This is a genomic window from Daejeonella sp., from assembly GCF_036405355.1.
In the GTDB taxonomy this organism is placed as follows: domain Bacteria; phylum Bacteroidota; class Bacteroidia; order Sphingobacteriales; family Sphingobacteriaceae; genus Daejeonella.
Genome location: NZ_DASWXT010000056.1, coordinates 1 through 24,047 on the forward strand (window position 1 = coordinate 1; position 24,047 = coordinate 24,047).

19 protein-coding genes are annotated in these 24,047 nt (G+C 40.0%); 1 reads left to right on the forward strand and 18 read right to left on the reverse strand.

Annotated elements, in window-relative coordinates; translation table 11 throughout:
• The 18 genes from VGE44_RS07040 to VGE44_RS07120 all read right to left on the reverse strand — a co-directional run.
• Positions 1-480 (reverse strand): hemerythrin domain-containing protein (locus VGE44_RS07040; RefSeq protein ID WP_331077351.1); only part of this gene is annotated, 480 nt, incomplete at its 3' end.
• 43 nt (positions 481-523) lie between these two features.
• Complete coding sequence (locus VGE44_RS07045; RefSeq protein ID WP_331077353.1) at positions 524-1,651, reverse strand: tellurite resistance/C4-dicarboxylate transporter family protein; 1,128 nt, start codon at positions 1,649-1,651, stop codon at positions 524-526.
• A gap of 68 nt (positions 1,652-1,719) precedes the next feature.
• The gene (locus tag VGE44_RS07050) at positions 1,720-3,210 is read right to left on the reverse strand and encodes an MFS transporter (RefSeq protein ID WP_331077355.1); all 1,491 of its coding nucleotides are present in this window, start codon (positions 3,208-3,210) and stop codon (positions 1,720-1,722) included.
• A 7-nt stretch (positions 3,211-3,217) separates the two neighbouring features.
• The gene (locus tag VGE44_RS07055; protein WP_331077357.1) at positions 3,218-3,667 is read right to left on the reverse strand and encodes a hypothetical protein; all 450 of its coding nucleotides are present in this window, start codon (positions 3,665-3,667) and stop codon (positions 3,218-3,220) included.
• Between the two features lie 2 nt (positions 3,668-3,669).
• Positions 3,670-4,398: a respiratory nitrate reductase subunit gamma gene (narI, locus tag VGE44_RS07060; RefSeq protein ID WP_331077359.1), complete on the reverse strand. Its 729-nt coding sequence runs from the start codon at positions 4,396-4,398 to the stop codon at positions 3,670-3,672.
• A gap of 19 nt (positions 4,399-4,417) precedes the next feature.
• Positions 4,418-5,209, reverse strand: coding sequence for a hypothetical protein (locus VGE44_RS07065; RefSeq protein ID WP_331077361.1), 792 nt, complete (start codon positions 5,207-5,209; stop codon positions 4,418-4,420).
• A 24-nt stretch (positions 5,210-5,233) separates the two neighbouring features.
• Positions 5,234-6,784: a nitrate reductase subunit beta gene (narH, locus tag VGE44_RS07070; protein WP_331077362.1), complete on the reverse strand. Its 1,551-nt coding sequence runs from the start codon at positions 6,782-6,784 to the stop codon at positions 5,234-5,236.
• Positions 6,785-6,964: 180 nt separating this feature from the next.
• The gene (locus tag VGE44_RS07075; protein ID WP_331077364.1) at positions 6,965-10,603 is read right to left on the reverse strand and encodes a nitrate reductase subunit alpha; all 3,639 of its coding nucleotides are present in this window, start codon (positions 10,601-10,603) and stop codon (positions 6,965-6,967) included.
• Positions 10,604-10,650: 47 nt separating this feature from the next.
• Positions 10,651-11,514 (reverse strand): cytochrome c, encoded by an 864-nt coding sequence (locus VGE44_RS07080; RefSeq protein WP_331077366.1) that lies wholly within the window; start codon positions 11,512-11,514, stop codon positions 10,651-10,653.
• A 37-nt stretch (positions 11,515-11,551) separates the two neighbouring features.
• Entirely contained in the window at positions 11,552-12,127 is a 576-nt protein-coding gene (locus VGE44_RS07085; RefSeq protein WP_331077368.1) for a cytochrome c, read from the reverse strand.
• 350 nt (positions 12,128-12,477) lie between these two features.
• Positions 12,478-12,927 carry a hypothetical protein gene (locus tag VGE44_RS07090; protein WP_331077371.1) on the reverse strand — a complete coding sequence of 150 codons (450 nt, stop codon included), beginning with the start codon at positions 12,925-12,927 and terminating at the stop codon, positions 12,478-12,480.
• 17 nt (positions 12,928-12,944) lie between these two features.
• Complete coding sequence (locus tag VGE44_RS18425; protein ID WP_414649296.1) at positions 12,945-13,166, reverse strand: ferredoxin; 222 nt, start codon at positions 13,164-13,166, stop codon at positions 12,945-12,947.
• Positions 13,159-14,403, reverse strand: coding sequence for a peptidase U32 family protein (locus VGE44_RS07095; protein WP_331077373.1), 1,245 nt, complete (start codon positions 14,401-14,403; stop codon positions 13,159-13,161). The genes VGE44_RS18425 and VGE44_RS07095 overlap by 8 nt, the downstream gene beginning before the upstream one ends.
• Positions 14,404-14,530: 127 nt before the next feature.
• The gene (locus VGE44_RS07100; RefSeq protein WP_331077375.1) at positions 14,531-15,073 is read right to left on the reverse strand and encodes a DinB family protein; all 543 of its coding nucleotides are present in this window, start codon (positions 15,071-15,073) and stop codon (positions 14,531-14,533) included.
• 66 nt (positions 15,074-15,139) lie between these two features.
• Complete coding sequence (locus VGE44_RS07105; RefSeq protein WP_331077377.1) at positions 15,140-15,748, reverse strand: Crp/Fnr family transcriptional regulator; 609 nt, start codon at positions 15,746-15,748, stop codon at positions 15,140-15,142.
• A 70-nt stretch (positions 15,749-15,818) separates the two neighbouring features.
• Positions 15,819-19,430 (reverse strand): PKD domain-containing protein, encoded by a 3,612-nt coding sequence (locus tag VGE44_RS07110; RefSeq protein ID WP_331077378.1) that lies wholly within the window; start codon positions 19,428-19,430, stop codon positions 15,819-15,821.
• Positions 19,431-19,559: 129 nt separating this feature from the next.
• A complete protein-coding gene (locus tag VGE44_RS07115; RefSeq protein WP_331077380.1) occupies positions 19,560-20,681 on the reverse strand; it encodes a lactonase family protein in 1,122 nt (373 codons plus the stop codon).
• Positions 20,682-20,798: 117 nt separating this feature from the next.
• On the reverse strand, positions 20,799-21,839 hold the full coding sequence (locus tag VGE44_RS07120; protein WP_331077382.1) for a putative metal-binding motif-containing protein: 1,041 nt from the start codon (positions 21,837-21,839) through the stop codon (positions 20,799-20,801).
• A gap of 234 nt (positions 21,840-22,073) precedes the next feature.
• Here VGE44_RS07120 and VGE44_RS07125 point away from each other — a divergent pair, with 234 nt between their 5' ends.
• A complete protein-coding gene (locus VGE44_RS07125) occupies positions 22,074-24,041 on the forward strand; it encodes a hypothetical protein (RefSeq protein WP_331077384.1) in 1,968 nt (655 codons plus the stop codon).
• Positions 24,042-24,047: the final 6 nt, after the last annotated feature.

A 24,047-nucleotide genomic window follows, 5' to 3' on the forward strand; every position in this document is an offset into this window, starting at 1 on the left:
ACGGGATGATACCCCCATCAGACTAAATGTTAGGGTGACCAGTTGCATCATTTTTATATGGTCGTTTTCCAGCATATCCACCGCAGTTTCAGGAGTTCCCCTCGGACTGTGTTCGCCTTTTTCAAGAAGGCAATCATGTAACAGGGGAAATAATACCCTTTCTTCTTTCAGGTTGTGAAGCACAATTTTGTCATCCAGAAATTGAAAGAATTCACCAAGCTTCGTATTTCTTTCCTTATTAATTCCTTCCTTTCTTATCTCCTGAATCGTATTTTCAAATACCTCAAGTTGGTCCATTGTATTTTTATGTTCATCTGTAAACAATTGCAATACAGGATGTAATTCTTCATAAGGGACAGTGTTAATAGCCGGAGGTCTATACGCATCAGGTGGATCCATTGGAGAATATACCGAATTTTCGTCCTCTCCCTTCTCAACAAACCGTTTGACATAGTCTGCCTTATCAAATATGTTATTCATAAGCTTGAAGTTTTAATATGATCATTGTATGATTAATTGCGGTTTAAATCCCATAAATACTCTGTTTACTTTCCTGTTTTATTCTATATTTCAGTTTGAGTAAATCGGATAGAAATGAGCGTATCATTCCAATGAAAGTAGCAGTCCAGGCAAACAGGGCGATATAAATAAACACATTGGAGATCCGATGAAGAAAAGGTATGTTTAATGCCTCTGCCATTCGAAGAGTACAAACAGTATACATTCCCTGAGGGAAGACTGCACCCCAATACAAGGGATCATACTTCAGCGGATATTTTTTATAGACATGTCTCCAGACAGCTAAAATAATAAGCATCGGAATCCACCACGTTCCGGTTGCCCAATAAAATACAGTAAAGCCTTTCAGGAAAGGAAGCAAAGATTGCAGAAACGGCGCATCCGGTGCATTAATTATAAGAACAGATCCACCCAACACTGAAATGGCCATAGCTCCCATATTTATCCAATATGGTGGAGCAAGATCATCCGGTGAAAATTTAAAAAAAGTGTACCTGTAAAAAATAAGAGAGATCATCCAGATATAAAACATCCCACCCCAAAGCCACATGGAAAGAGCAAAAAAATTGACCTCTACCCGTAAAGGTTGATTTATATGTGATGCAATTAATGCGCTGAGGATAGCGACAGATTGTGTGGCAACGATTGCTGTCAGCCAGGCACCGGTTATTCCCCCATCGAGCGTTGGCTTATTCTCTTTAATTGTCAGGGTAGTGAATATAGCGTATGTTAAAAGTATCCATAACAAAACCCCGAATACTAACAGTAAAAGTGCGATCTGATAAATCTCAAACAGCAGGATATATTGACTGCCAAGTACACATGTTCCGGCAACAAGTGTAAAGAATCCGGGCCCTTTCATGTGATCTGTCATATCGCTGATAACTTCTTTCGGAAACCATATTAAACGCAGAATGGTCAGAATCCATAAAACGATAAAGAAAATATTGTTTATTCCGAATAGAGCAAGGGCAATCCATTTCATGCCTATCAGAAAGGCAGCAATAGAAATTATCCCTGTGGCCATCACCAGCGCAAAATAACCGGGAGAAAGATTCTTTATTCCGGCTTTTATTCCAGTCAGTATGATATCTCCTGTCTTTACAGAGTTGTAGTTACTGAGATACTCCATTTCGTCGTTTTAACCTTTAAAACTTTGTTCTTTATAATGTTTCAACCCCATCCAATGATCCGGAATACCTAATTTAAGCGGGGACCTTCCCCAGCTAAAGGCTTTGCCAGGCGCTGTAAAACAATGCAAATGGTTACCAAGGCAGCAAGGAACATCCAGGAGCTCGTCCAAACACCGGTAGCATTCAGTAAATAGCCAAAAAGAATAGGGCCTATGAAGCCACCAAGTCCTCCCAAAACTCCCACAATACCACCAACAGTGCCAATACTGGTAGGATAAAAATCAGAAATATGTTTAAAAACAGCTGCTCCCCCAATTCCCATCATCATTCCAATTATGAATATCAAGCCTGAGAAAATCCATTTATTGGCTTGAAAATAAATATGGGTTACACCCTTTGCCAGTAATTGTCCTTTACCTACCTTTTCACCAGCTTTTACAATAGCCTCCTGATGGAATGTTGTAGTTGGAAGAAACAAAAAGCTTTCCTCATCCTGATGTATACCGAAACGGATACTCACCTCTGATGAATCACCCGATTTAGTTTGAAGAATATACTTATCATCGGTAATTATAATCTCATGATCAGAAACGGAACTAACAATACCTGGTTTCGAGGCCATAATTCCTTGTCCGGGAGCCTGAATTTCCATACGGGGAATAAAAAGAAAGAACAGACAAACGAGACAAACTCCAAATACCCAAAGGAGAACAATACGGGGTCCTACTTTATCGGCAAGCCAGCCGCCACCTGCCCTTATTAACCCGGTAGGTAAACTAAATGCTGTTGCCATGAATCCGGCTGTTACAATAGACATGGAATACACATTGACATAATAAGGAATAAGCCATTGTGATAAAGCCACAAATCCACCAAAGACGAAAGAGTAATAAAGTCCGAATCGCCATACCCTGATTTCTTTAAGGGGTGCTAATCGTTGTATTATCGTTTTAGATTCCTGCGGTTTTTTGTTTTGGGTTCCCAACAGAAAGATGATTCCCACAATTACCAGTAATGCGGCACATATTTTTGGCAAAGTCCGCCAGGCCTCCAAATCAGTTCCATTTCCGGTCAGCATAGTAAGACCTGATGGTGCAAACAAAGTAGTCAAGGCAGCTCCCATTGTTCCGGCACCGAAAATACCCAATACAGTACCTTGGTTTTTCGTAGGATACCATAAAGAAGTATAAGCTACACCTGCAGAGAAGGAAGCCCCGGCTATTCCGAAGCCAAGACTGAGTAAAAGAAACGAAGTAAAACTATGGGCCTGCGATAAAAAGAACATTGGAACGGCACTAAAAAACAAAACAGAGGCCATAATCCATTTACCTCCAAATTTATCAGTAAGCATTCCCACAGGCAGACGAAAGACGGAACCTACTAATATAGGAGCTCCAAGCAGCCATCCGATCTCAATAGGACTCCATTTGAACACCCCATTGTTGACCAGAAAAGTAACCAATACCCCATTGATCACCCAAACTGCAAAACATACCATAAATGCGAGCGTGTTCAAAAAAAGGATCCGGTGTGAGGTAGCCGTAACTTGCTGTTCCATAACTGTCCTATTCAATTCTCATTTTAAAATTCATCCTTCCTTCTTCAGGAAACTCCTTAGAAAACCGCACTTTATATTTACCCCCAATGGCCACAATGCTGTCTTTTGATATAGGATGATAGGTATTGCAACGCCTGATTTGCTGTCCGTTCACCTGGTATTCAAATTCAATTCCTGCACCCAATGCGAACACAGAACAATAGCCTGATGTAATTCCTGTAACATATTCCGGACTTTTCAAAAGTCCCGATTCAATCCGATACGTCTTAAAAACGAACATGGAAAACACCATAAGCAAGACGAAGAGGGCAAAATTGATTTTTTTTATTTTCGGTGACCCTTCTCTGAAAAACCGGTAAAGGTTGTATATAATACCCCAAATCAGGATGATTAAAAGTATCCCCTTTACAATCTGACTTGTAACCAATTCTTCATCGTTGACAATGTTCAGCAGCATGTTCAGGTATTTTTAGGACGCTGTAACGACCATGGTGTTCTCGGGCTTCGCACCCTTCTTCTGCTCCAATACCACATTACTTGTTGATAGGGTCGCCATATATAGTTTATTGGGGGGACTAAGAAATGCACAAGGCGGGAAAACGGAATAATTCCAACGATGATATAAGCAAGGATAATATGAAGTTTTACCATCCAGGGAAGAAGGGCTACCGCTGATATGTCAGGCCGCAGTGTAAAAACCGAATACAGGTACGGAGTCAGAAGGGAAGAAAACCAGGAAGAACCCCATCGAAAATTATAGGCAATCCAAAGTCCGATAACCGTTTGGGAAATCAACAAAAGATAAACTACAAAGTCCATTCTATTGGTTACAAATTTGAGACGGGCTGTTGTATACCTTCTTATTATAAGATTAACCAGGCCAATCAACATGCTGATTCCAAAAACAAATGCAGATATTTCCAATATCATAAGTCGAACCGGCTGGCTGTTCCAGGCAAGCACACTACTGGGAAACAGAAGAGCGGTCAGGTGGCCGAAGAAAAGAAATAACACTCCCCAGTGAAATGGCACTGATCCGTAAAATAATTTTCTGCCTTCCAGAAACTGAGTCGAAAGTGATGAAAACTGGAATCCTTTATACATAAATCTGTAAATAGATCCAATCAGAAAAACTGCCAGAGCGATATAAGGCAGAGCGATAAGAAGAAAGTTATTAAAGATATCCATGATACATCAGGTTTATGATTTAAGGTTTTTCTATGTTCATTTCTGTTTCAATGTTCCGGGTATAATCTGGTGTTGAAGGACCGGCAGAACTACAGGATGAACAGGAATATGATTCCTCCATAGAAGAGACAATATTCTTTTCGTCCTTATCAACCGAAACGACGGCACTTTCCGGCTCATATCCAAAATCCTTTTTCAGGGCGATAATTAATGCCTGCAGTAATGTTTGATAAACAGTTCTAAAATTCGTTGAATAATCTATTAAGGTCTTGAGATGTTTCTTATAAACTTTATCCTTCTTTTCAACTTTTTTAGGATCAAATTCCTCCAACATTTTTACCACTGCCGGAGCTACAAGCCTATTGGCAATCTCCATACGCATAACATCGTCTTTCATTTTTGACAGAAGACACAAAACATTAGGCAAATGATCAGACAATTCGGTATGGCAAACATTTCCCGCTTCACGATGTTCCATATTCAGGTTAACAAGCAATTGGCCACGTTTATAATCTTCTCCAAAAAGAATGAATCCTATGTCTAAGGTTGTGATTGCCTGAATATCAAACGACCTAAGAAAGAGTTCCTGTAATTCTTCAAGGGTGGAGGACGCAATAAACTCCATAAATGGTTTCATCACCTCAGCTGAATCTGGAAGATTAACAGAGAGATATGCATAAACATCTCCTATTTTTTTTAAATGTGATTCATTTTCAGGGTAGAAGAAAAGACTGGACAATAATTCATAGTCGGTCAGCGTATCCTTTGACGGTGCTTTCTTTTCTTCTTTGACTTCTGCAGTAGCTTCCATAATACGTTTTCTTTACAATTAAATTTATAGTCCTCTTCTCAGTTTACTTTTGATCCCAAATCCTACTTCTCCTTTTGCATCACCGGTGAAGTCCATCATTTCAATTGCCTGTTCACGGTGTGCCGGAGGAATTACAAAACGGTCTTCAAATCTAGCCAGAGCCGTAAGATGGAAAATGCCATCTGCCATTTCAGCAGTTAATCCTGCATCTTTCAAAGTCTTATCTGCTTTTTCATTGCTTACATCACCTACTGTAACTCTTCTGCGATGAATACGGACAGCCATTAATTTTTTCCATTTGTCTTTGATCATTTCCTCATCTCCTGCACTGAGCATATTTGCAAGATATTTTAGTGGAAAACGGACCTGATCAAGAGTTCCCCATAATTCTTCGGTACTGGTATCATAGAGCCAGTTATCATCCCAATATTTCCCGATTGGATTCATCTTTTCTGCCTGTGCACTATTATCAACCTGTTTTAATGTTGCCATAACAGGGAGCAGGGGCGGAACATAAAACAACATAGGTAAGGTTCTGAATTCAGCATGCAGTGGCAGTGCCAGTTTCCACTCTTTTACATACTTGTATACTGGTGAGAACTGTGCTGCATGAATTGTGGAATCGGCAATACCATTCATCTTAGCGGCCCGGATCACTTCTTCATCAAAGGGATCAAGGATAATATCAAGATGGTTGTTAATCAGGTTCTTCTCCTCATCATTCACTGCTGCTTCAATTTTATCGGCATCATAGAGCAGAACACCAAGATAACGGATCCTTCCTACACAGGAATGCATACATGCAGGTACCAGGCCTGCTTCAAGTCGCGGATAACAAAGGATACATTTTTCGGACTTCCCTGTATGCCAGTTATAATACGTTTTTTTATATGGACAGGCTGTAACGCACATGCGCCATGCCCGGCATACCTCCTGATTGATGAGTACTACCCCGTCTTCTCCCCTTTTGTAAATGGCACCTGAAGGACAAGCTGCAACACAGGCAGGATTCAAGCAGTGATTACAAATTCTGGGCAGATAAAAAAATGCCATTTTCTCTAACTGAAACATGACTTCCTGTTCGGCGGCAGAAAGATTTTGCAAATTCGGATCGTTGCGTGCAAAGTCAGGGGTTCCGCTCAAATCGTCATCCCAGTTCGGCCCCATTTTTATATCAATCGGCTCTCCTGTAATCAGAGAAACAGGCCTCGCAGTAGGCTGATCATCTCCTTCTGGCGACTCGATCAGATCCAGGTATTTATAGGTGAAAGGTTCGTAATAATCGTCAATAACAGGAAGATTAGGATTATAAAAAATATTTGTGAGTCCGCGTCTTTTACCCGCACCTTTCAATGAGATTTTCCCATTTTTCTTTTCCCATCCACCTCTGTAAATTTCCTGATCTTCCCATTTTGTAGGATAACCAGTGCCGGGTTTTGTTTCAACATTATTCCACCACATATATTCCGCGCCTTTGCGGTCAGTCCAGATATTTTTGCAGGCAATAGAACACGTGTGACAGCCGATGCATTTATCCAGGTGAAAAACCATCGATATTTGTGAGCGAATATTCATCTTATTCTGTAGTTAAAGGTTTAGGATTGCTTTGTAGAAAGTGTGTCAGGAAATTCAGAAACTGTTTAATAAACTTCCAATAGAGTTCAATCGCCTCATTCCAATTTTCTATTTCTTTTAGCTTATACATAAATTGTGGTTAATAATGTTCTATCTCGATACTCATATTTCATATCTGTCCTACCATTCCAGTTTATCCATTTTCTTCACGATCACATGAGTATCACGCTGTGGTGCAATTGGCCCCCAATAATTAAAATGGTATGAAAACTGTCCGTAGCCGCCGCTCAAATAATTAGGCTTGAGATGGGTTCTGGTAACACTATTATTTCCTCCGCCCCTTTTGCCGCCTCGGAGTTGTGATTTTGGAATTCCTACTGTTCTTTCAACCGTATGATACACAATACAACTTCCTGGAGCGACTCTGGAGCTTACACATGCCCTGGTTACATAAACCCCATGGTCATTATGTACTTCTACCCAGTCATTATCCTTGATTCCCAATTTTTCTGCGTCTGTTTCGCTTAACCAGCAAGGTTCGCATCCCCGAGAGAGTGTCAACATTCTCAGATTATCCATATAAGTGGAATGGATATGCCATTTACCGTGTGGGGTGAGGTAGTTTAAAGCCAATGCTTTCCCTTCCTTCCAGGTTTCACGCAGATCTCCGTAAACTTCCGGCCTTGGTGCAGGTTTGTAAGTGGGCAGGTGCTCGCCATGTGCTATATACAGTTCATGGTCAAGATAAAAGTGCTGCCTTCCAGTCAGGGTTCTCCACGGAACCAAACGTTCTACATTGTAGGTATAAGCCGAGTATGCCCTACCATCATTCATTAAACCCGACCATAGTGGCGACGTATTATACCTCCTTGGTTGTGCAACAATGTCCTGAAAACGAAACTTCACATCCTTGCTACCTTCACCCAGATCTGCCAACCTTAGTCCGGTTTTCTTCTCCATGTTTTTGTAAGCATCCACATTCAGTTTACCGTTTGTGAGTGTTGAGAGATGTAAAACGGCATTAGCTGCCCAAACATCTTCCTGAATGGATGGCATCGTCTTTCCTTGATATTTCCTGTTCGGAAAATGATTGGAATTACACATCTCGTCATATTCATCTTTACAGAAATAGTGATTACCATGAGCACCTAAGCCCTTTTCACGGATGCCTTCACCAAGCGTGATGAATTTTTCATAGAGTTGTGTGTAATCTCTGGTAATAATCGAAAACTTCGGCATTGTTTTACCGGGAATTGGTTCACATTCACCCTTGAACCAATCTTTAATAACAGGTTGTGAAATTTCATCGGGAGTATCATGTGACAGGGGGGTCATCACAATATCCTTTTGTGGTTCGGCAAGATGTTCCTTTGCCATTTCACTCGTTGCTTTCGCAAGCTCCTTGAAGATATCCCAATCGGTTTTTGATTCCCAAACCGGAGCAATTGCCTGACTTAGCGGATGAATAAAAGAGTGCATATCCGTGGTATTCAGATCATTTTTTTCATACCAGGAAGCAGCCGGAAGTACAATATCAGAATATAGAGCTGATGAATCCATACGGAAATTCAAATCCACTACCAAATCCATTTTCCCTTCAGGAGCGATTTCATGCCATACCACTTCTTCTGTGTGTTCATCTGAATCCTTTCCAATGGAATTATGGTGGGTTCCCAAATAATGTTTTAAAGCATACTCAGTACCTTTCATACTACCATGAATGGCATTACCACGCCATATGTACCAGACACGAGGGAAATTTTCCTCGGCATCCGGATCATTAATAGCGAATTTCAGATCTCTTGATTTAAGCCGGTCTACAGTATGCCTTATAAGTTCTTCATCTGTTTTAGCCCCATCTGCTTCGGCATTTTTCACGACGTTCAGCGGATTTTCATTGAACTGCGGATAGTACGGCATCCATCCATTTCGTACAGAAGTGAAAATACTGTCGGCAGTATGCTTTTTAGTCAATTCGTTTTCAGGAACTGCATTGTAATGTGAATGACGTCCATCATAACGATACTGGCAGGTATTGATATAATGCCACAGCGGAGTTTGTTGAAGCCTTGAGGCAGGCACCCAATCTTTTGCAAAAGAAATTCCGCCCCATGAATCAACAGGAGCTAGTTTTTCCTGACCCACATAGTGGTTCAGGCCTCCGCCATTTTTACCAATACAACCGGTCAATGCCAGGGTCATTGCTGCAGAACGGTAAATCAAATTAGCATGATACCAATGATTGATACCTGCACCGACAATGACCATACATTTTCCTTTCGTTGTATCGGCAGTGTCAGCCCATTCACGTGCAAATTGAAGTACAGTCTTTGAATCAATACCGGTAAAAATTTCCTGCCAGGCTGGCGTATAGGAAGCATCTTTATCAGTATAATCTTTTGGATACTGACCTTCTAAACCACGGTCAACCCCATATTGCCCCATCATCAGATCATAAATCGTAACAACAGGTACTTTTCCATTAATGGTGTCCAGATATTTTACAGGAACACCCCGCAGGAATGTGTTATCCAGTCCGTATTCGATAAATTCAGTTTGCAGTACTCCATCATTTTTCTTGAGCAGGGTAAGAGCAGGATTATAACTCATTTCTGTTTCCCCGCATTCAAATTTCATGTTCCACTTACCACCTGCTTTATCCCAACGGTAACCCATGGTTCCTTTAGGTACAATCAATTCACCTGAACTTTCATCAATATTTAAGAATTTCCAATCCCCATTCTCAATACCTACCCATTTAGCAATTTCATTTGCACGAACCAGTCTTCCAGGTTTGTAATGGGTTTTACCCTTCCCGTCAGGCTGTTCGACTTTTTCCAGATGAACCAAAAAAGGATTGTCAGTATATTGCTTGGTATAATCAATAAAGTATGGAGTTTGCTTTTCGTGATGGTATTCCTTTAATATTATATGCGTGACCGCCATCCAAAAAGCGTTGTCGGTACCCGGATGTACCGGAACCCACTGGTCGGCATATTTGCACACCTGACTGAAGTCGGGCGAGAACACCACAGCTTTTGTTCCGTTATGCCTTGACTCAGCAAAGAAATGACAGTCAGGGGTTCTTGTCATATTTAAGCAGGCTCCCATGTCGGCTATCAGTTTGGAATTATACCAGTCAGCGCTTTCGCAGACATCGGTTTGCTCGCCCCACATCTCAGGGAAGTGTGTAGGCAGATCACAATACCAGTCATAAAAGCTGAGGTTGAATCCGCCAAAGAGCTGAAGAAAGCGTGCTCCGGCTGCATAACTAAGCATAGACATGGCTGGAATAGGTGAAAATCCTGCAACCCGGTCAGGCCCGTGCTTTTTAGCTGTGTAAATATTTGCAGCCGCCATAATCTCTAAAACCTCATCCCAGGAAACCCTGCGAAACCCACCTTTTCCTCTTGATTTTTGATAGCGGCTGCGTTTTTCTTTATCATTCTGAAGGTTTTCCCATGCTTTTACAGGATCGCCCCCGGTTTTCTTTTTTTCTTCCCTGAAAAAATCAATCAGCGTTCCGCGGATGAGCGGATATTTGATCCTTAAAGGGCTATACAGATACCAGGAGTAGGAAATTCCACGCTGGCATCCCCTTGGCTCGTAAGGAGGTAATGATTCTTCAAGAAGCGGATAATCCAACTGCTGTGTTTCCCACACTACGATGCCTTCTTTTACATGAATTTGCCAGGAACATCCTCCTGTACAATTCACACCATGTGTGCTTCGAACGATACGGTCGTGTTGGAAACGGTTACGGTAAAATTCTTCCCACTGGCGGGTTTTTGGCGAGATGATATCTTCAATCCAACTCATAATATTAGTTATTAGTATACATTTTATCTCTGTTTTCTATACTCAGATCAGGTAGATTTCAATTGTCTTTTGTAGATAGAATAATTCACTGTTCGCTGTTTTCTTCTCATCCAAAAAAATGAATACAGAAATAACAGACCGAGTCCCCCAATGATACCAGTCCACAACATAATACCTGATGTTCCTATAACAGCTGATGTTTTGTCTTCTGAGTTATTGCTTAAGAATGCCGACAGTGCTGCAATTTCATCTTCTGTCAAAGGCTTATTTGCAAATGATTGCTGCATAGCCGGAATTCCCGCTAACATTCCAGTGATGATTGCCTTAGTTCCCTCATAATCCATTCGTGTCGGAATATCAGTAAGATCCTTTGCTAATGCTCCCCCGCTTATAATCCCCAGCTTCTTTACATTATGACAGGAATTGCATGCAGCACCTCCATTAACCAAACGGGTATCACCAATAAAGAGCTGTTTCCCTCTATCTATAGCATCTGCCGATAATGTTACAGACTGGACTGACGCTACGGGCGCAGCTGAAGTTGACAGAGATTGCCCTGCCGGGCTGTTAACTGTAATATAATTTAGAATATCCTTTATATTCTCATCAGTAAATGCAGGATTATCAGGCATTGGAATCTGGTTGAATGCTTTGAACAAAGAATCAGCATATTTATCACCTGATTTTATGACCGTTTGAGATGACCTGATAAACTTCTTTAACCAATCTTCGGAATGACGTAAGTGCACATTTGCAAGATCGGGTCCAACAAGCTTTCCCTTACCGATGGTGTGACAGGCTGCACAAATTTGCTTGAAACTTGCTTCACCTTTGTCCTGCGCTAAAACAGGCTCCAGAAAAAGTAAAAGCACTGCAATTTTTGCGATGTGAAAGTGAAAATTTATTTTCATCTGTTTATTTTTTTAATGTCAAGGAAACGATTAGTAGTCATTTCTTAATTGGTTTAAAAAAAGCTCTTTCAGAACTGTAATAGTCCATTTGTTCATCTGAAAGTTTTTTTATTTTTCTGTATAAAAAGAGTACCCCAATCAAAAAGATAAATGAAACTGCCAAAACGATTAGAATTACTGAATCAAAAAAGAGATCACTTTTATTATTCGATTTCTCTTTGGATTGTTCCACTGTAGCTGAGGAAGATGAGGAAAGTGCTTCAGGACTTTTAGATTTTATATAGATAAGAATACCTTTAATATCTCCATTAGATAAGGCAGTCTGATCGGGCATCAGAATTTGATTGTAAGCCCTAAAAAGAGAGTCGGCAGTTTGATCCCCACTCTTAATTACTGCTTGAGATGACTTAATGAAATTCAAAAGCCACGATTCTGTACGCCGTTTATGAACATCGGATAGATCGGGACCAACAAGCCTCCCTTTGCCAATACTATGGCAAGCTGCACAATTTTGTTTGAAAGCTACCTCAGCCTTTTCCTGAGCGGAAGCCGAAACAAGGGAAATAAAAAACAGTACTGCTACTGAAATGAATAATAGGGAATATATTTTCATGCTGCATTTTTTTTTTGATTTAAATGTTGCACATATCCTTTCTGTCAATTACAAATCCATTTCAGCGAGTCCAGTTCGCATTGAGATTTATAATTAAGGATAAATTTATCTTTAATTATAAATCCTTCCAAATTTTTTTTACATTAAAATTACTTTTAGTGAATTAACCTGCATCCTAAACTAAAATAATGAGAAAAAACTATGGTTTTACAGATAGTTACCGATGGCAAAAAGCTAAAAATTGATATACTTTAATTAGCTTATGCGCTGATTTCAAAGAGAATTGATCCAAATAATCCCGAATTCGAAACTATTTCTTCAATGTTGAAACTGTAATTATAGAACCGATTTTAAACAGCAACATCTGTCAGGGCCGGTGTAGTTCTTTTCCAGGTATATTTTTTGCCAAAAACATGGCTATTATCGGTCATTTTTAATTCTGCAAGCTGAATACACCAAACATCCCCCGGCTTTGCTAATGCAAAAGGAAATTTTTTGTGATAATAGGTTGTGGGATTCATAAAATCAGTATCAATAGTCGAGAGAATGATACCTGTAAGCTGTATTCCCTTTAGAGCCAATATTTCAATCTTGCCCGGCAAGATGCTACCGGCTATGTATGGATTTTGAGAAAGTATTTTCGAATGAAATGTTCGTGAGGATGATTTAAAAAATAACAGGTAATTGATCGCATCAAAAGCATAAAAACTGTGGAAACAATACGGCTTATTGTTTGTATCACTACAGCAAAAAGCTGCTATATTGTTTTGCTTTATAAAATCAATTATTTCACTGTCCATTTCTTTGCAGTTTGAGTTCATCTTACCTTAATTATATTTACTGGACATGCCTTTACAAGAAACCGAAATGCACTTGTGGCTTCATCATTCACATCCAAAATGTATAAATCTTTTTTTGAGGTAGCATTTAACAGCACCGCTTTCCCGTCCTTTTTTGACATGACCCAACTATCCGGATGGTTCTCGCAGCATATGCCACATCCAATACATTTATTGCGGTAGTAAATGATCTTAGGCATTTTCTTCTGAAAGAACCTTATACAATTTATCACCCCGAAATACTTTTTGACCGGCAATTTTAAAGCTTAGCAAATCTCCCTTCCCGGCCTCATTTTTTGCATTTCCACCTACCCGAAGTTCTTCTACCTGACCTTGTAATAACCCGGTTTTAGGGCCTGTTATCATAAATTTATCTCCAATTGCAATACCCCCTGCATCGAGCGTAAATTCAGCGACCTGAATTGCCGGAAAAAACTTACTCGCTTTTCCAATGTATATTTTCTTTTGAGTAGCATTATTTCCGGGCTGAAGTGACCATTCCCCGAATTTTCTGCCCAAATAATAACCCTCCCAAAATCCCCGGTTATAAACTGAGTTTAACTCTTTTTTCCAGTTATTGGCCTTTTCGAGATTATAAGATCCGCAGTTAATTGCTTCAACTGCTTCCCGATAACATTTTATTGTTGTATAAACATAATCGGCAGATTTTGATCTTCCTTCAATCTTCAGCAGGCTGACACCCGCCTTTATAATTTGATCGAGAATATCTATTGTACAAAGATCTTTGGCCGACATAATATATTCATTATCCACAAGAAGCTCCAGGTTATTTTCAGTATCAATCACTTTATAAGGCCGACGGCAATTTTGGACACATGCACCTCTGTTTGCTGAAGCATTCTGAGTATGAAGGCTTATATAACATTTTCCCGACACCGCCATACAAAGTGCTCCATGAACAAAAACTTCGATCTCCAGCCTTTTCCCTGAAGGCCCTGTAATATTCCTTCTTTCAATTTCCTTCGTGATATCTGCAATTTGCCTTAATGTCAGCTCCCTTGACAGTACAATCAAATCGGCAAATTGGGAATGAAAAACCACTGACTCAATATTGCTGACATTTGCCTGGGTGGAAATATGAACAGAAACGTTTTCCTTACGGCAAAGTTGTATTACAGCATAATCGGCAGCAATGACGGCATCAATTCCACATTTCCTGGCTTCTTTTATTATGTGATGTGCCAATCGTATATCATGGTTATAGATTATCGTATTGAGCGTTAAAAAGCTTTTAACATTATTTCTTTTACAGATCTGAATGATCTCAGCAATATGTTCTGTTGTAAATCCCAATACAGATTTTGACCTCATATTCAGCTGCTCCACACCAAAGTAAACAGCGTCAGCACCAGCTTGAATAGCTGCATGTAAGCACTCAAAGGAGCCTGCAGGTGCCAGAATTCCGGATCTTTTCATTTAATAGAAAATAAAATTTTAAGCAAAAAAAGCATTTCCCGGATTAAGGAACTATGAGCAAAATCACTTTTGTCATATTTATTCAGTTATTTGACTGAAAGAGATCGAGATTTTGTAGATTTTCTATTTAAAGATTCCGTCCTGCCTGTAACAGGTGTCTCCTGTTATGTGCAAGCAAAAATCTGAACGTATCGCCCAGCCTGATACCGATCAAAGGGGAAATAGAAAGGGGAATTTTAACAGAAGCCATGTCCACGCTTTTTGCATCACTCAGATACCCCAGCAATAATTCTTCCTGATAAATGAATTCGTTAATAACCCTTTTTGAATCAAGGCCTTTTTCAGGCTGATGATCTTTAAATGCTTTAAACTTTTTAGTACCGGTTTCGGGCGACATAATCTTTGTAAAATAATCTCCAAGCCAGCCGCTTTTATAGACCGATGAATCCAATCTTTTAGCCCGCTTAAGTGCATCGCTTATCTGTGGCAGATAATAGAACCCATAGCTGTTTAAATGATCGAGGCACTGCAAAATACTCCAGCCTCCCGAAGCAGCAGGGCTTTGCAATATAGTTTCAGAAACATTTTCAAAATTTTCTTTTACATGAGCGATCTGATTTTTAAGCTCAGCTTCAAGCTCTTCTATCAGCCTGTATTTATCGAGTTTCATGATAGGTATTGAAATCCCAAAATAATGCAGTTGTAAATAAAAGATTGTTGGTATTTACCAAGATTTTCAAATAATTACCCTGTTGATGAGCTTGCTGAAATTTGTCGGGTCGATACCCAGATAATTTGCCAGGTATTTATGAGGTACTATATTTAGAATGTGCGGACTTCGGGTGAGTAATTTTTTAAATTTCTCCTCTGAAGAAAAACATTGCAATTCTGCCAGTCGTTCAAGTACCCCGGCAAGTGCTCCCGAAACTCCCGTCATTATGATGGATCTTACACCCTGATACCTGAGCATTAGATCATTCAGATCAGAGAAAGAAGCTCTTAAAAATTCAGATTTGCTCAAGGCTTCATAATTATATTTCGATATCTGCTCATTCAGCATTGAATCCAGAACTCCACCAAATGAAGGTGCATAAGTAAATACCAGTGTTGCCTCACGTCCGTATTCATCATGGTAGTAGACCCGCTGTACTCCATCCAGAACAAAATAAAGATACCTTTCCCTTTCACCGGAGCGGGTAATAATTTCCTTTCTTCTGGCAGTAAATGGAGCCCATATCTTAGAAAAAGCATCCCACTCCTCTTGATTCAGTTTATGAATCTGATTACTGAGGAGTTTTAGCTGGCCTTTTGAGTTTTCTGTTGTCTGTTGTTTGTTACCAGTCATGGATTATGCGTTGAAGCCAAACAGCACATTTGCTAATTTACACATTTGCTAATTCTCTAATTAACAGCTTCTATCTCAATATAGTCACAGCTCCCGCAATAACTTGCCGTCCCTTGGTTTTGGGGTCAATAATATAATAATAGGTGCCTACCGGCAAATCTATTCCATTAAATTGCCCATTCCATGGTTTAGAATAACCCTTGTTGCTCTGATAAACTATCCCCCCATACCTGCTGAATACCTTAACGGTGGCATTGGCATAGCTCTCAAGGTATTTCACATTCCAAAGATCATTCATTCCATCGTTATTTGGGCTAAATGCATTTGGAACTTCAGGCTGTTTCAATACCTTAACCCGGATATTATCCATAGCGGAACAAGCCTGATCAGAGGTAACAGTCAGTGTATAAACAATGTCCTCTGCAGGGCTTGCTACCGGATCTGGTATATCATCGCGGCTTAAACCGGTTGAAGGAAACCATTTATAAGTCAGGTTACTACCGCTGGCTATTGCATTCAGTTTAGTTTCACCTCCTTCAAGGATCAATGTATCTCTGCCTGCATTAACTGAAGGAGTTGGCATAACAGTTATTGTTTGAGAAATTGATTCAGAGCAGCCATTATTAGCAGAAAAGACATATTGCAGGGTATGAGTGCCAACTCCCGCTTGTGCGGGATTGAATATCCCTGTTGAAGACAGTCCGGGGCCAGAAAAAGTACCAACTCCTGTCTGTCCTGATAATTCGCTTGCCTGAGTAATGCGAAAAGGAGCGACTTCCTGACATACCTTAGCCAGGGAAGTAAAGCTAACAGAGGGAGCTGCCATCAACGTAATGAGTTGTCTATTTTCATCAAAGCAACTTTCTCCCGAAAAAGCGACCATTCTTACTCTGACTTGTTTTGTAGCCTGCGAGCTGAAAACCGGATAGGTAAAACGATATTCTTTGTTAGGAAATGGGTTTTCATCCACCATTTTAATTGTGGGAGAATTATCATAATCAAAATACCATTCAATTTTACCTACCTCTCCAAAATCAACTGTGGATGTATTACGAAATACAACTTCTTTATTACTGCATAATCCCGCAGAGTTTAAAACTTCAAAACCCGCTGTCGGGGTGGCACCATTTACAGTGAATGTTTTAACTACAGTAGTTACACAGCCAGCCTTTGAAGTTACAGTTAGTGTGACCTGATAATTACCTGCAAGAGTATACCTGTGTATCGGATTTTTTAGTGTGGATGTATTAGTGCCCGGAGCCGCTGCAGCATTCCCAAAATTCCAAAGATAAGTCAGCTCAGAACCATCTGATATTGTTGTAGAATCTGTGAACTGAGCAAAAGAGTCTTTTATACAAACCTCGGGAACCCCAAAATTGACTATAGGAGATGGATTAATCAGTATTGATCTTTCAAATATCAGTCCCTCACAACCATTTTCAGTCAGCACCCTTAATTTGACAATATAAGTTCCACTGACTTTGAAAGTATGGGTAAAGGGAGTTGCAGAATCCTTTTCCTCTATCGGACTCTGGTCGCCAAAATCCCAGTACCATTTAATGATCTTACCCTCTGAGGAAACCGACTGATCACTGAAAGTTACTATTTTATTTTCGCAGGCAGGTGAACCTGCAGTGAAATCTGCGACAGGAAGGGCATAAATGATAATGTCCTGAGAGAAAACCTCTGAAGCACAACCACTTTCCCCCTCTACAATAAGTTTAACCTTGTAAGTTCCGCTCTTTTTGTAAATATGAGTTGGGTGTTGTTTATCAGAAAATTCATTGTCGCCAAAATCCCATATCCAACTGATTATTTTTTTTCCATTGGCAACACTGGTATCTCTGAATGCAACTGAAGCATTGACACAACTTTTACTTAATGTCGTAAAAGAGGCTACTGGGGGATCAAATATCTCGAAATCCAGGCTAACCAGTTCACTAGCATCACATCCCGATGGATTAGGGTTTTGTGCAATAGCTGTAATTTTATACTTTCCTATAGTTTTATAAATCGGGTCAGCTTGTGGATATACATAACTATAAACTGTTCTTCCATCAATTAGAGAAGTTGTAAATACCGGATTGGAATCTGTATAAGGACCTTTTCCGTTATCAACATCCCAGACAATACTGGAAGACTGATACGGAAGCTTTAATATGAATTTGGGTGCCGAATTTGAACAACCACTCGTTATCACCTTAGCTGATTGAGTATTTGCTGTAATATTCTGAAAGAGATTTCGAACATCGGCACCGGCCAGATAGGCATATGACTCAACAGCTCCGTAGCCATAAGCTATCGCAACAAAGCCCCCGTTTGCTTTGATCCGATGCTGATCCTGAGACCCGGTAACATCAATAATAACATATGAATATTCATTATCAATTGCTTTAAAATTGCTTATTGCAGTCCCATCTACTGTTAATCCGGCCGCATCAGCAGTCTTGATTATAATATTCAGAAAGTACTTCGAAATATTAGTTCTGACACCTGTAATGCTATTTAATTTGGAGAATACTGTAATGTCGCTCAATGTCTGTTCAATGGGATTCAAAATAGTCATTTCCGGATCGCCGGGAAACACAACTCCCTGGTTGTTTAATGGGTTTGCTGCATTACAATTTTGAGCACTTTGATACTGAGCAACCCCAATTGGCTTATCAGACTTCAGAATACTGGGCTTATTGGTAAAATAAGTTATAATACTTCCCTTTTTATATGGGTTGTTCAATGGAGTGCCCAGAGCAAGGGTATTACTGCCATTTACCGTAATTGTTGTATTGTCTTCTGAAACAATAACCCTGATGGCATCAATATTCCCGTTTTCAGTATTGTAGAAGGGGGCAGTTACGAAGTTCTTTCCCCATGATGATACAGGGAATAGTTGCTGATATAAATTATCACCACCACTAGGGGCTGGTTTGCCTGGAATTGAAACATTTGGATTGGTTCTTGTATTTCCATCTTCGCAAAAGGCAGACCATGTACTCCCCGAAAAAACAGCTATTGGTTTACAACTTCCCAAAGTTCTTATCAATGAGCCCGAAACATCATCTGCAGACTGATACTGATAAATGTCCCCCTTATTCAATTTCTGGGTTATTTTAAATGTTGTATTTGCCTGACGTGCACCATTAAAACTGCTTGCTGAAGGCGTAATTTCAATTTCTGTATTATCCTCAACTGCCAGGATTGTGAATTCAGACCTAGCATTCCCTCCTTGTGGTCCTCCCGCATTCTGATAAGAAAATGCATAATATTCCCGCCCTAAAGATTTGGTCGGAAGTATTAAACTGCCGCCTGTTCTGGCGCTATTCGAAATTATTGAGTAAACTGAAATCGGACTGCCTGAAGTAATATGAATACCCTTGTTGGATTCAACAACATCGGAACTCGCAATGTGAACGTCAATTACATTCGGGTCAACAAATACAGGAGTGATAACGTTCGCGCTTATGTTACCGGAAGAAATGGTTTGACCATTCCCTTCTACCTGATAAGTTGTATTAACATCTGAAGAAAGAAACAAAGTCATCCTGGATAACTTTGCATCAATATGCCCGGAATAAGCTACCCAAAAATCAGTCCCTTTGTTTGAAGTATTTTGTGCAGATGCTGATAGAAAGGAACCGGCAATCAGACCAAAAATAATCAGTAATATTCCTGCATGGTGTTTCAAAATTGATTCAGATAATAAAAGATTATAATTCAGAAGAAATATGCTTCTAAAACTACGTAAACAGATTGATTTGATGTCAGACATTTAATCTTTCTGATTATTTTTTGAAGATCATGATTAGTAATCAACTTAATCAATCGGCACAAACCTGAGAAATGATGGCTTGTCGATCTGTAATTTCTGACCAGTTGGGTTTAATTTACCAGTTTGCGGATCCCTCTTAAACACAATGATCTCATTGCTGGCCTGGCCGGTAGACAGAAGCCAGTTGCCACTTGGGTCTATTTCAAATGTACGTGAACTTCTGCCCAATGAAGGCTGCCTCCCAATCAGACTCAGCATTCCTGTTTTTTGATCAATTGAAAAGATTGCTATTTCATTCAGAGTACTTCTGGTACTTGCATAAAGAAATTTTCCATCCTCAGAAACATGAATGTCTGCGCCATGTCCTGGCCCGGTAAATCCATCAGGCAGAATAGAAACCGACTGAATTGGGCTCAAATGTCCCTTTTTATATTTAAAGGCATATACCTTAGAGTTAATTTCTGTAACTGAATAGAGAAGTTTTTTATTAGGATGAAAAGTCAGATGTCTCGGTCCAGCGCCAGGATCCAGAATAACAAATGGCTGTGCTGCTGGAGACAAGGCCTGAGGTCTGGCTTTGGCTCGGAATCTGTAAATATTGATCTTATCTGTTCCCAGATCGGCAGTTAAAACAAATTTGTTATCCGGAGAAACAATTACTGAATGAACAAATGGCTTTTTCCTTGCAATACTGCTTCCATCATGCTTGATATCATGAATATCCTCCCCCAAAGTACCATCAGGCTCTACCGGCAAAGCAGTGACAGAACCTCCCCCATAATTGGCGGCAAATACATATTTACCTTTCGCATCCACTGAGATATAAGTTGGACCATTACTACCTGAAGGCTGACTATTTAAAAACCTCAGTTCTCCTGTTTTGGAGTCAAATGCATGCGCATTCACCATACTTCCTCTTCCTTCTGTTACTGAATAAACAAATTTCTGGTCTTTAGTAAGGGCAAAATAAGAAGGGCTTTCAATTATAGCTTTTGACTTATACGTCATATCACCGGTCTGGCTGTCAAATTCGTACACATAAATTCCTTCACTTTTACCCGGTGAAGTGTATGTACCTATTAGCAAATGGTATTTTGTAGTCTGAGCCTTTAAGCCTGAAGTTAGAAGCAATAAAGCAAAAAGTAAGGTAATTCTTATACCGGGCATAATTATTCTTTATTTTAATTCCAAAAATATTAAAAAAAAGGGGAGAAATCTGAATATAACAGATTCTCCCCTTTTTTAATATTTAACCCGGGAATAAGTCCCGCAAATCAAAATTCCTTAGTTCTGGGCGGTATGTACCACACCGGAGGCTGTTACTGTTAATCCTCCAATCTGCCCGCTTTTCTGGGCAAAATTAGCCATTGTATCACCCCATATCAGATTAAAACCAAAACCACCACGCGGAGCTCCGGTACCTACATTTGGAGAAGGATAAACCCCTGGGTCGCCTATCACTATTCTATCGCTTAACTGTGATAAAGTGATTCTGGATCCATTAAGGGTTAAATATTGAGCATTGTCCCTTGCTCCGGTTCCACTATCGAAAAGCCAGTTGAAATTGCTGGTTGAAGTTCCGTACTCAAATATCTTCCATTCTGCACGGGTTCCAAAATCAGTTCCCCTGTAATTATTCTCTGAAGAAATGACCGCATAATTGCCCGCACCATCAGTCACCCAAATATTCAGATATGGTACAATTCCCCCATTTCCGGCAATTACATTCCAATTCCAATTAACACTTTTAATTGTATTTAGCTTAAGTCCGTCAAAGAATTTTGTTCCATATCCAACTTTTTGGCCGCCATAACGATTGGGTGTCCCGAATGAGAACCCATCACCTGCGGCATTTTCAGATAAAACAATATCAGAATCCCAGGGCGCACTAATTCTGTTAGCTATTGGAATGGTGTTATTATTTCTAATATTGAATATTACGAAATCCGGTCCGCAGTTTTCATCTACAATTCCATTGCAGTTATTATCAATTCCATCACCACAAACTTCTTCAGCGCCGGGGTTTATTGCTGCATCATTATCATTGCAGTCATCCTTTGAACCTGTGCAGGCACCCACAGCTGTATAACCATCCCCATCACTGTCTGGCACAATGTCGCCATGAGCAAGATGTGCAGCAAGAGCATTTTGATTAACTTGAATGACAATCACTTTGCCATCGCCTGCAGAGTGGCAGATAGTCACTTTTCCTGCAGGCCCTTTACTCATCTCCTTATTTGCTTCTAAGGTCAGATCAGTATCTGCCTTCTGGCATGCGGAGAAAAATAAGAGGAGGGAAAAACTTAAATAAAGGAGCTTTTTCATAATAGATATTTTAGATTTCAATAGCGGTTTTTTGAGTATTTGTACTCAATATTAGAAAAATAGTTTTAAATAATTATCGTAAAGGGCAAATATTTTTCCTTAGAACAGGCTTTCGTTCAGGGATAATCAGAATATCCTTAGAGCGATAAAAGAATAAAAAATATAAATAATTCCTTTCACTTTCTGATATGAGTTAATTTACTTTATATTTATGGGTACGTACACAATCTATCTATGAGAACAAAATTCACTTCCCTGCTTATTATCTGTATTACGATTTCAATTGAAGCATTTTCTCAAAAGGAGGTCAGAGTTGTTCCACTTCCCGACAAAACAGGTTTTACTGTAGAAACCTCTACAAAGGATCTGGGCAATGGTTTTTTTGACCACGGTGTGGCCTCTCCAATCAGCAATCATCGCGGGGTGGTTTCTACAATTGACAGAAATGGAAAGAATGTAGTTTTGGTATGGCTTTTTGATCATCGCGGGGGATATTCTTTATTAATGATAGATGCTGAGACTGGAAAAAGTGAGGAGTTTCCAATTCCTTTTGATCCGAAGCAGGATACTCCATATTCTTCAATCTTATCAAAGGACAATAAATTTTATACACACTTCAGCGATCATTTCACTGAATTTGATCCTGTTAAACGTGCCTTTACTTTCACTCAAAAGACTATGCCTCAAATGGCTATGTCGATGACCGAAGACGATAATGGCAAAATATGGTCTGTAACTTATCCAAACAGCGGACTTGTTGCATTTGATCCGAAAAAACGGGAGCTGATAGACTATGCTTATGTTAATAAGGAAAACTGGCGTCAGTATCAGCGTTCCATCGCTGCTGATGATACAGGCTGGATCTATTTTGGATTGGGAAATGCATCCAGCCAGATTCTTGCTTTCGACCCTAAAACAGGAAAGGCCAGCGGCATTCTTCCTCAGAATGAACGAAAACTGGGAACTGCCGCAGTTTACAGGGATGAGAATGGTAAAGTTTACGGTCGCGCATTAGAATCAATCAAGGATCAATGGTACGAGCTTTATAAAGGTGAGGCCAGAAAGATTGGAGAATACAATGATCTGAAGCCTGTAAAAATCATAACAGGCTCTCAAAGTCTGTTCCATAGAAATTTCCCTGATGGCACTATACTAAAGGATCTTGATCTCGTTAACCGCATCCTCATTACAGAAAACCCTAAAACGAATACAACAAAAGAGGTTTCTTTTGATTATACCAGTGATGGCGCAATAGTAATGGGCATTGGCACGGCTCCTGACGGAACTATTGTTGGTGGTACTGCATTTCCGATGCGTTTTTTCAATTATGATTTGAAAAAAGACAGATGGGTAAACCGATTTGCTTTAGGGCAGTTCAATGCATTGGTCAACCAGAACAAAAAGGTGTATTTTGGAGTGTACTCTGGCGGACATCTCATAGAATGGGATCCTTACAAGCCATGGATACAAACCAAACTGAATGACAAAAATTCAAACCCGCTTCATCTTGCCACAGTTTCACCTGAATTAATCCGCCCATACCGCATCATTGCACATCCCGATGGGAAGACCATTATCATGGGTGGTACCCCTCAATACGGCGCTACCGGTGGTGGATTATTGCTTTATGATAACCAGGCAAAAAACAGAACCCTGCTTACTGACAGCATGGTAGTAAAGGATCAAAGCAGTATGAGTCTGGTGCCTCTTAAAAATGGCAAGTTACTGGGTGGGACAACAACTTCACCTGGAACCGGTGGCGAAAAAAAGGCAAAAGAGGCACAACTATATATCATGGACATGGGCAGCAAAAAAATAGAATGGCAGGAAGTTGTATTTCCTGGTGTACAGGAGTACAGTGAGATGCGTATGATGCCCGATGGACTGGTTTATGGCATTACCGATAAGAGGAAGTTCTTTGTTTTTGATCCTGCTAAGAAGCAGGTTGTTTATACAAAAGATATTTTTTCTGAATTCGGACCCACAACTGCAGAGCAAAGTCCGAGAATATTTGCTATGGGTCCCAGGAATGAAGTTTATATACTTTTTGCGAAGGGAGCTATAGTTCAGGTTTTACCAACGAGCTACGAAATGAAGCTTATAGCCACCGCTCCGGGTCCGATTAAAGCTGGAGGGGATTATGCCCATGGCCGGATATTCTTTGTATCAGGCTCTCATTTAATGAGTTATAAACTAAAATAATTACAT

Excerpts from the sequence above, each read along its gene's own strand:
- VGE44_RS07045 (WP_331077353.1), bottom strand. The coding sequence starts at position 1,651 with ATGGAGTATCTCAGTAACTACAACTCTGTAAAGACAGGAGATATCATA.
- VGE44_RS07050 (WP_331077355.1), bottom strand. The coding sequence starts at position 3,210 with ATGGAACAGCAAGTTACGGCTACCTCACACCGGATCCTTTTTTTGAAC.
- VGE44_RS07055 (WP_331077357.1), bottom strand. The coding sequence starts at position 3,667 with ATGCTGCTGAACATTGTCAACGATGAAGAATTGGTTACAAGTCAGATT.
- narI (WP_331077359.1), bottom strand. The coding sequence starts at position 4,398 with ATGGATATCTTTAATAACTTTCTTCTTATCGCTCTGCCTTATATCGCT.
- VGE44_RS07065 (WP_331077361.1), bottom strand. The coding sequence starts at position 5,209 with ATGGAAGCTACTGCAGAAGTCAAAGAAGAAAAGAAAGCACCGTCAAAG.
- narH (WP_331077362.1), bottom strand. The coding sequence starts at position 6,784 with ATGAATATTCGCTCACAAATATCGATGGTTTTTCACCTGGATAAATGC.
- VGE44_RS07075 (WP_331077364.1), bottom strand. The coding sequence starts at position 10,603 with ATGAGTTGGATTGAAGATATCATCTCGCCAAAAACCCGCCAGTGGGAA.
- VGE44_RS07080 (WP_331077366.1), bottom strand. The coding sequence starts at position 11,514 with ATGAAAATAAATTTTCACTTTCACATCGCAAAAATTGCAGTGCTTTTA.
- VGE44_RS07085 (WP_331077368.1), bottom strand. The coding sequence starts at position 12,127 with ATGAAAATATATTCCCTATTATTCATTTCAGTAGCAGTACTGTTTTTT.
- VGE44_RS07090 (WP_331077371.1), bottom strand. The coding sequence starts at position 12,927 with ATGGACAGTGAAATAATTGATTTTATAAAGCAAAACAATATAGCAGCT.
- VGE44_RS18425 (WP_414649296.1), bottom strand. The coding sequence starts at position 13,166 with ATGCCTAAGATCATTTACTACCGCAATAAATGTATTGGATGTGGCATA.
- VGE44_RS07095 (WP_331077373.1), bottom strand. The coding sequence starts at position 14,403 with ATGAAAAGATCCGGAATTCTGGCACCTGCAGGCTCCTTTGAGTGCTTA.
- VGE44_RS07100 (WP_331077375.1), bottom strand. The coding sequence starts at position 15,073 with ATGAAACTCGATAAATACAGGCTGATAGAAGAGCTTGAAGCTGAGCTT.
- VGE44_RS07105 (WP_331077377.1), bottom strand. The coding sequence starts at position 15,748 with ATGACTGGTAACAAACAACAGACAACAGAAAACTCAAAAGGCCAGCTA.
- VGE44_RS07115 (WP_331077380.1), bottom strand. The coding sequence starts at position 20,681 with ATGCCCGGTATAAGAATTACCTTACTTTTTGCTTTATTGCTTCTAACT.
- VGE44_RS07120 (WP_331077382.1), bottom strand. The coding sequence starts at position 21,839 with ATGAAAAAGCTCCTTTATTTAAGTTTTTCCCTCCTCTTATTTTTCTCC.
- VGE44_RS07125 (WP_331077384.1), top strand. The coding sequence starts at position 22,074 with ATGAGAACAAAATTCACTTCCCTGCTTATTATCTGTATTACGATTTCA.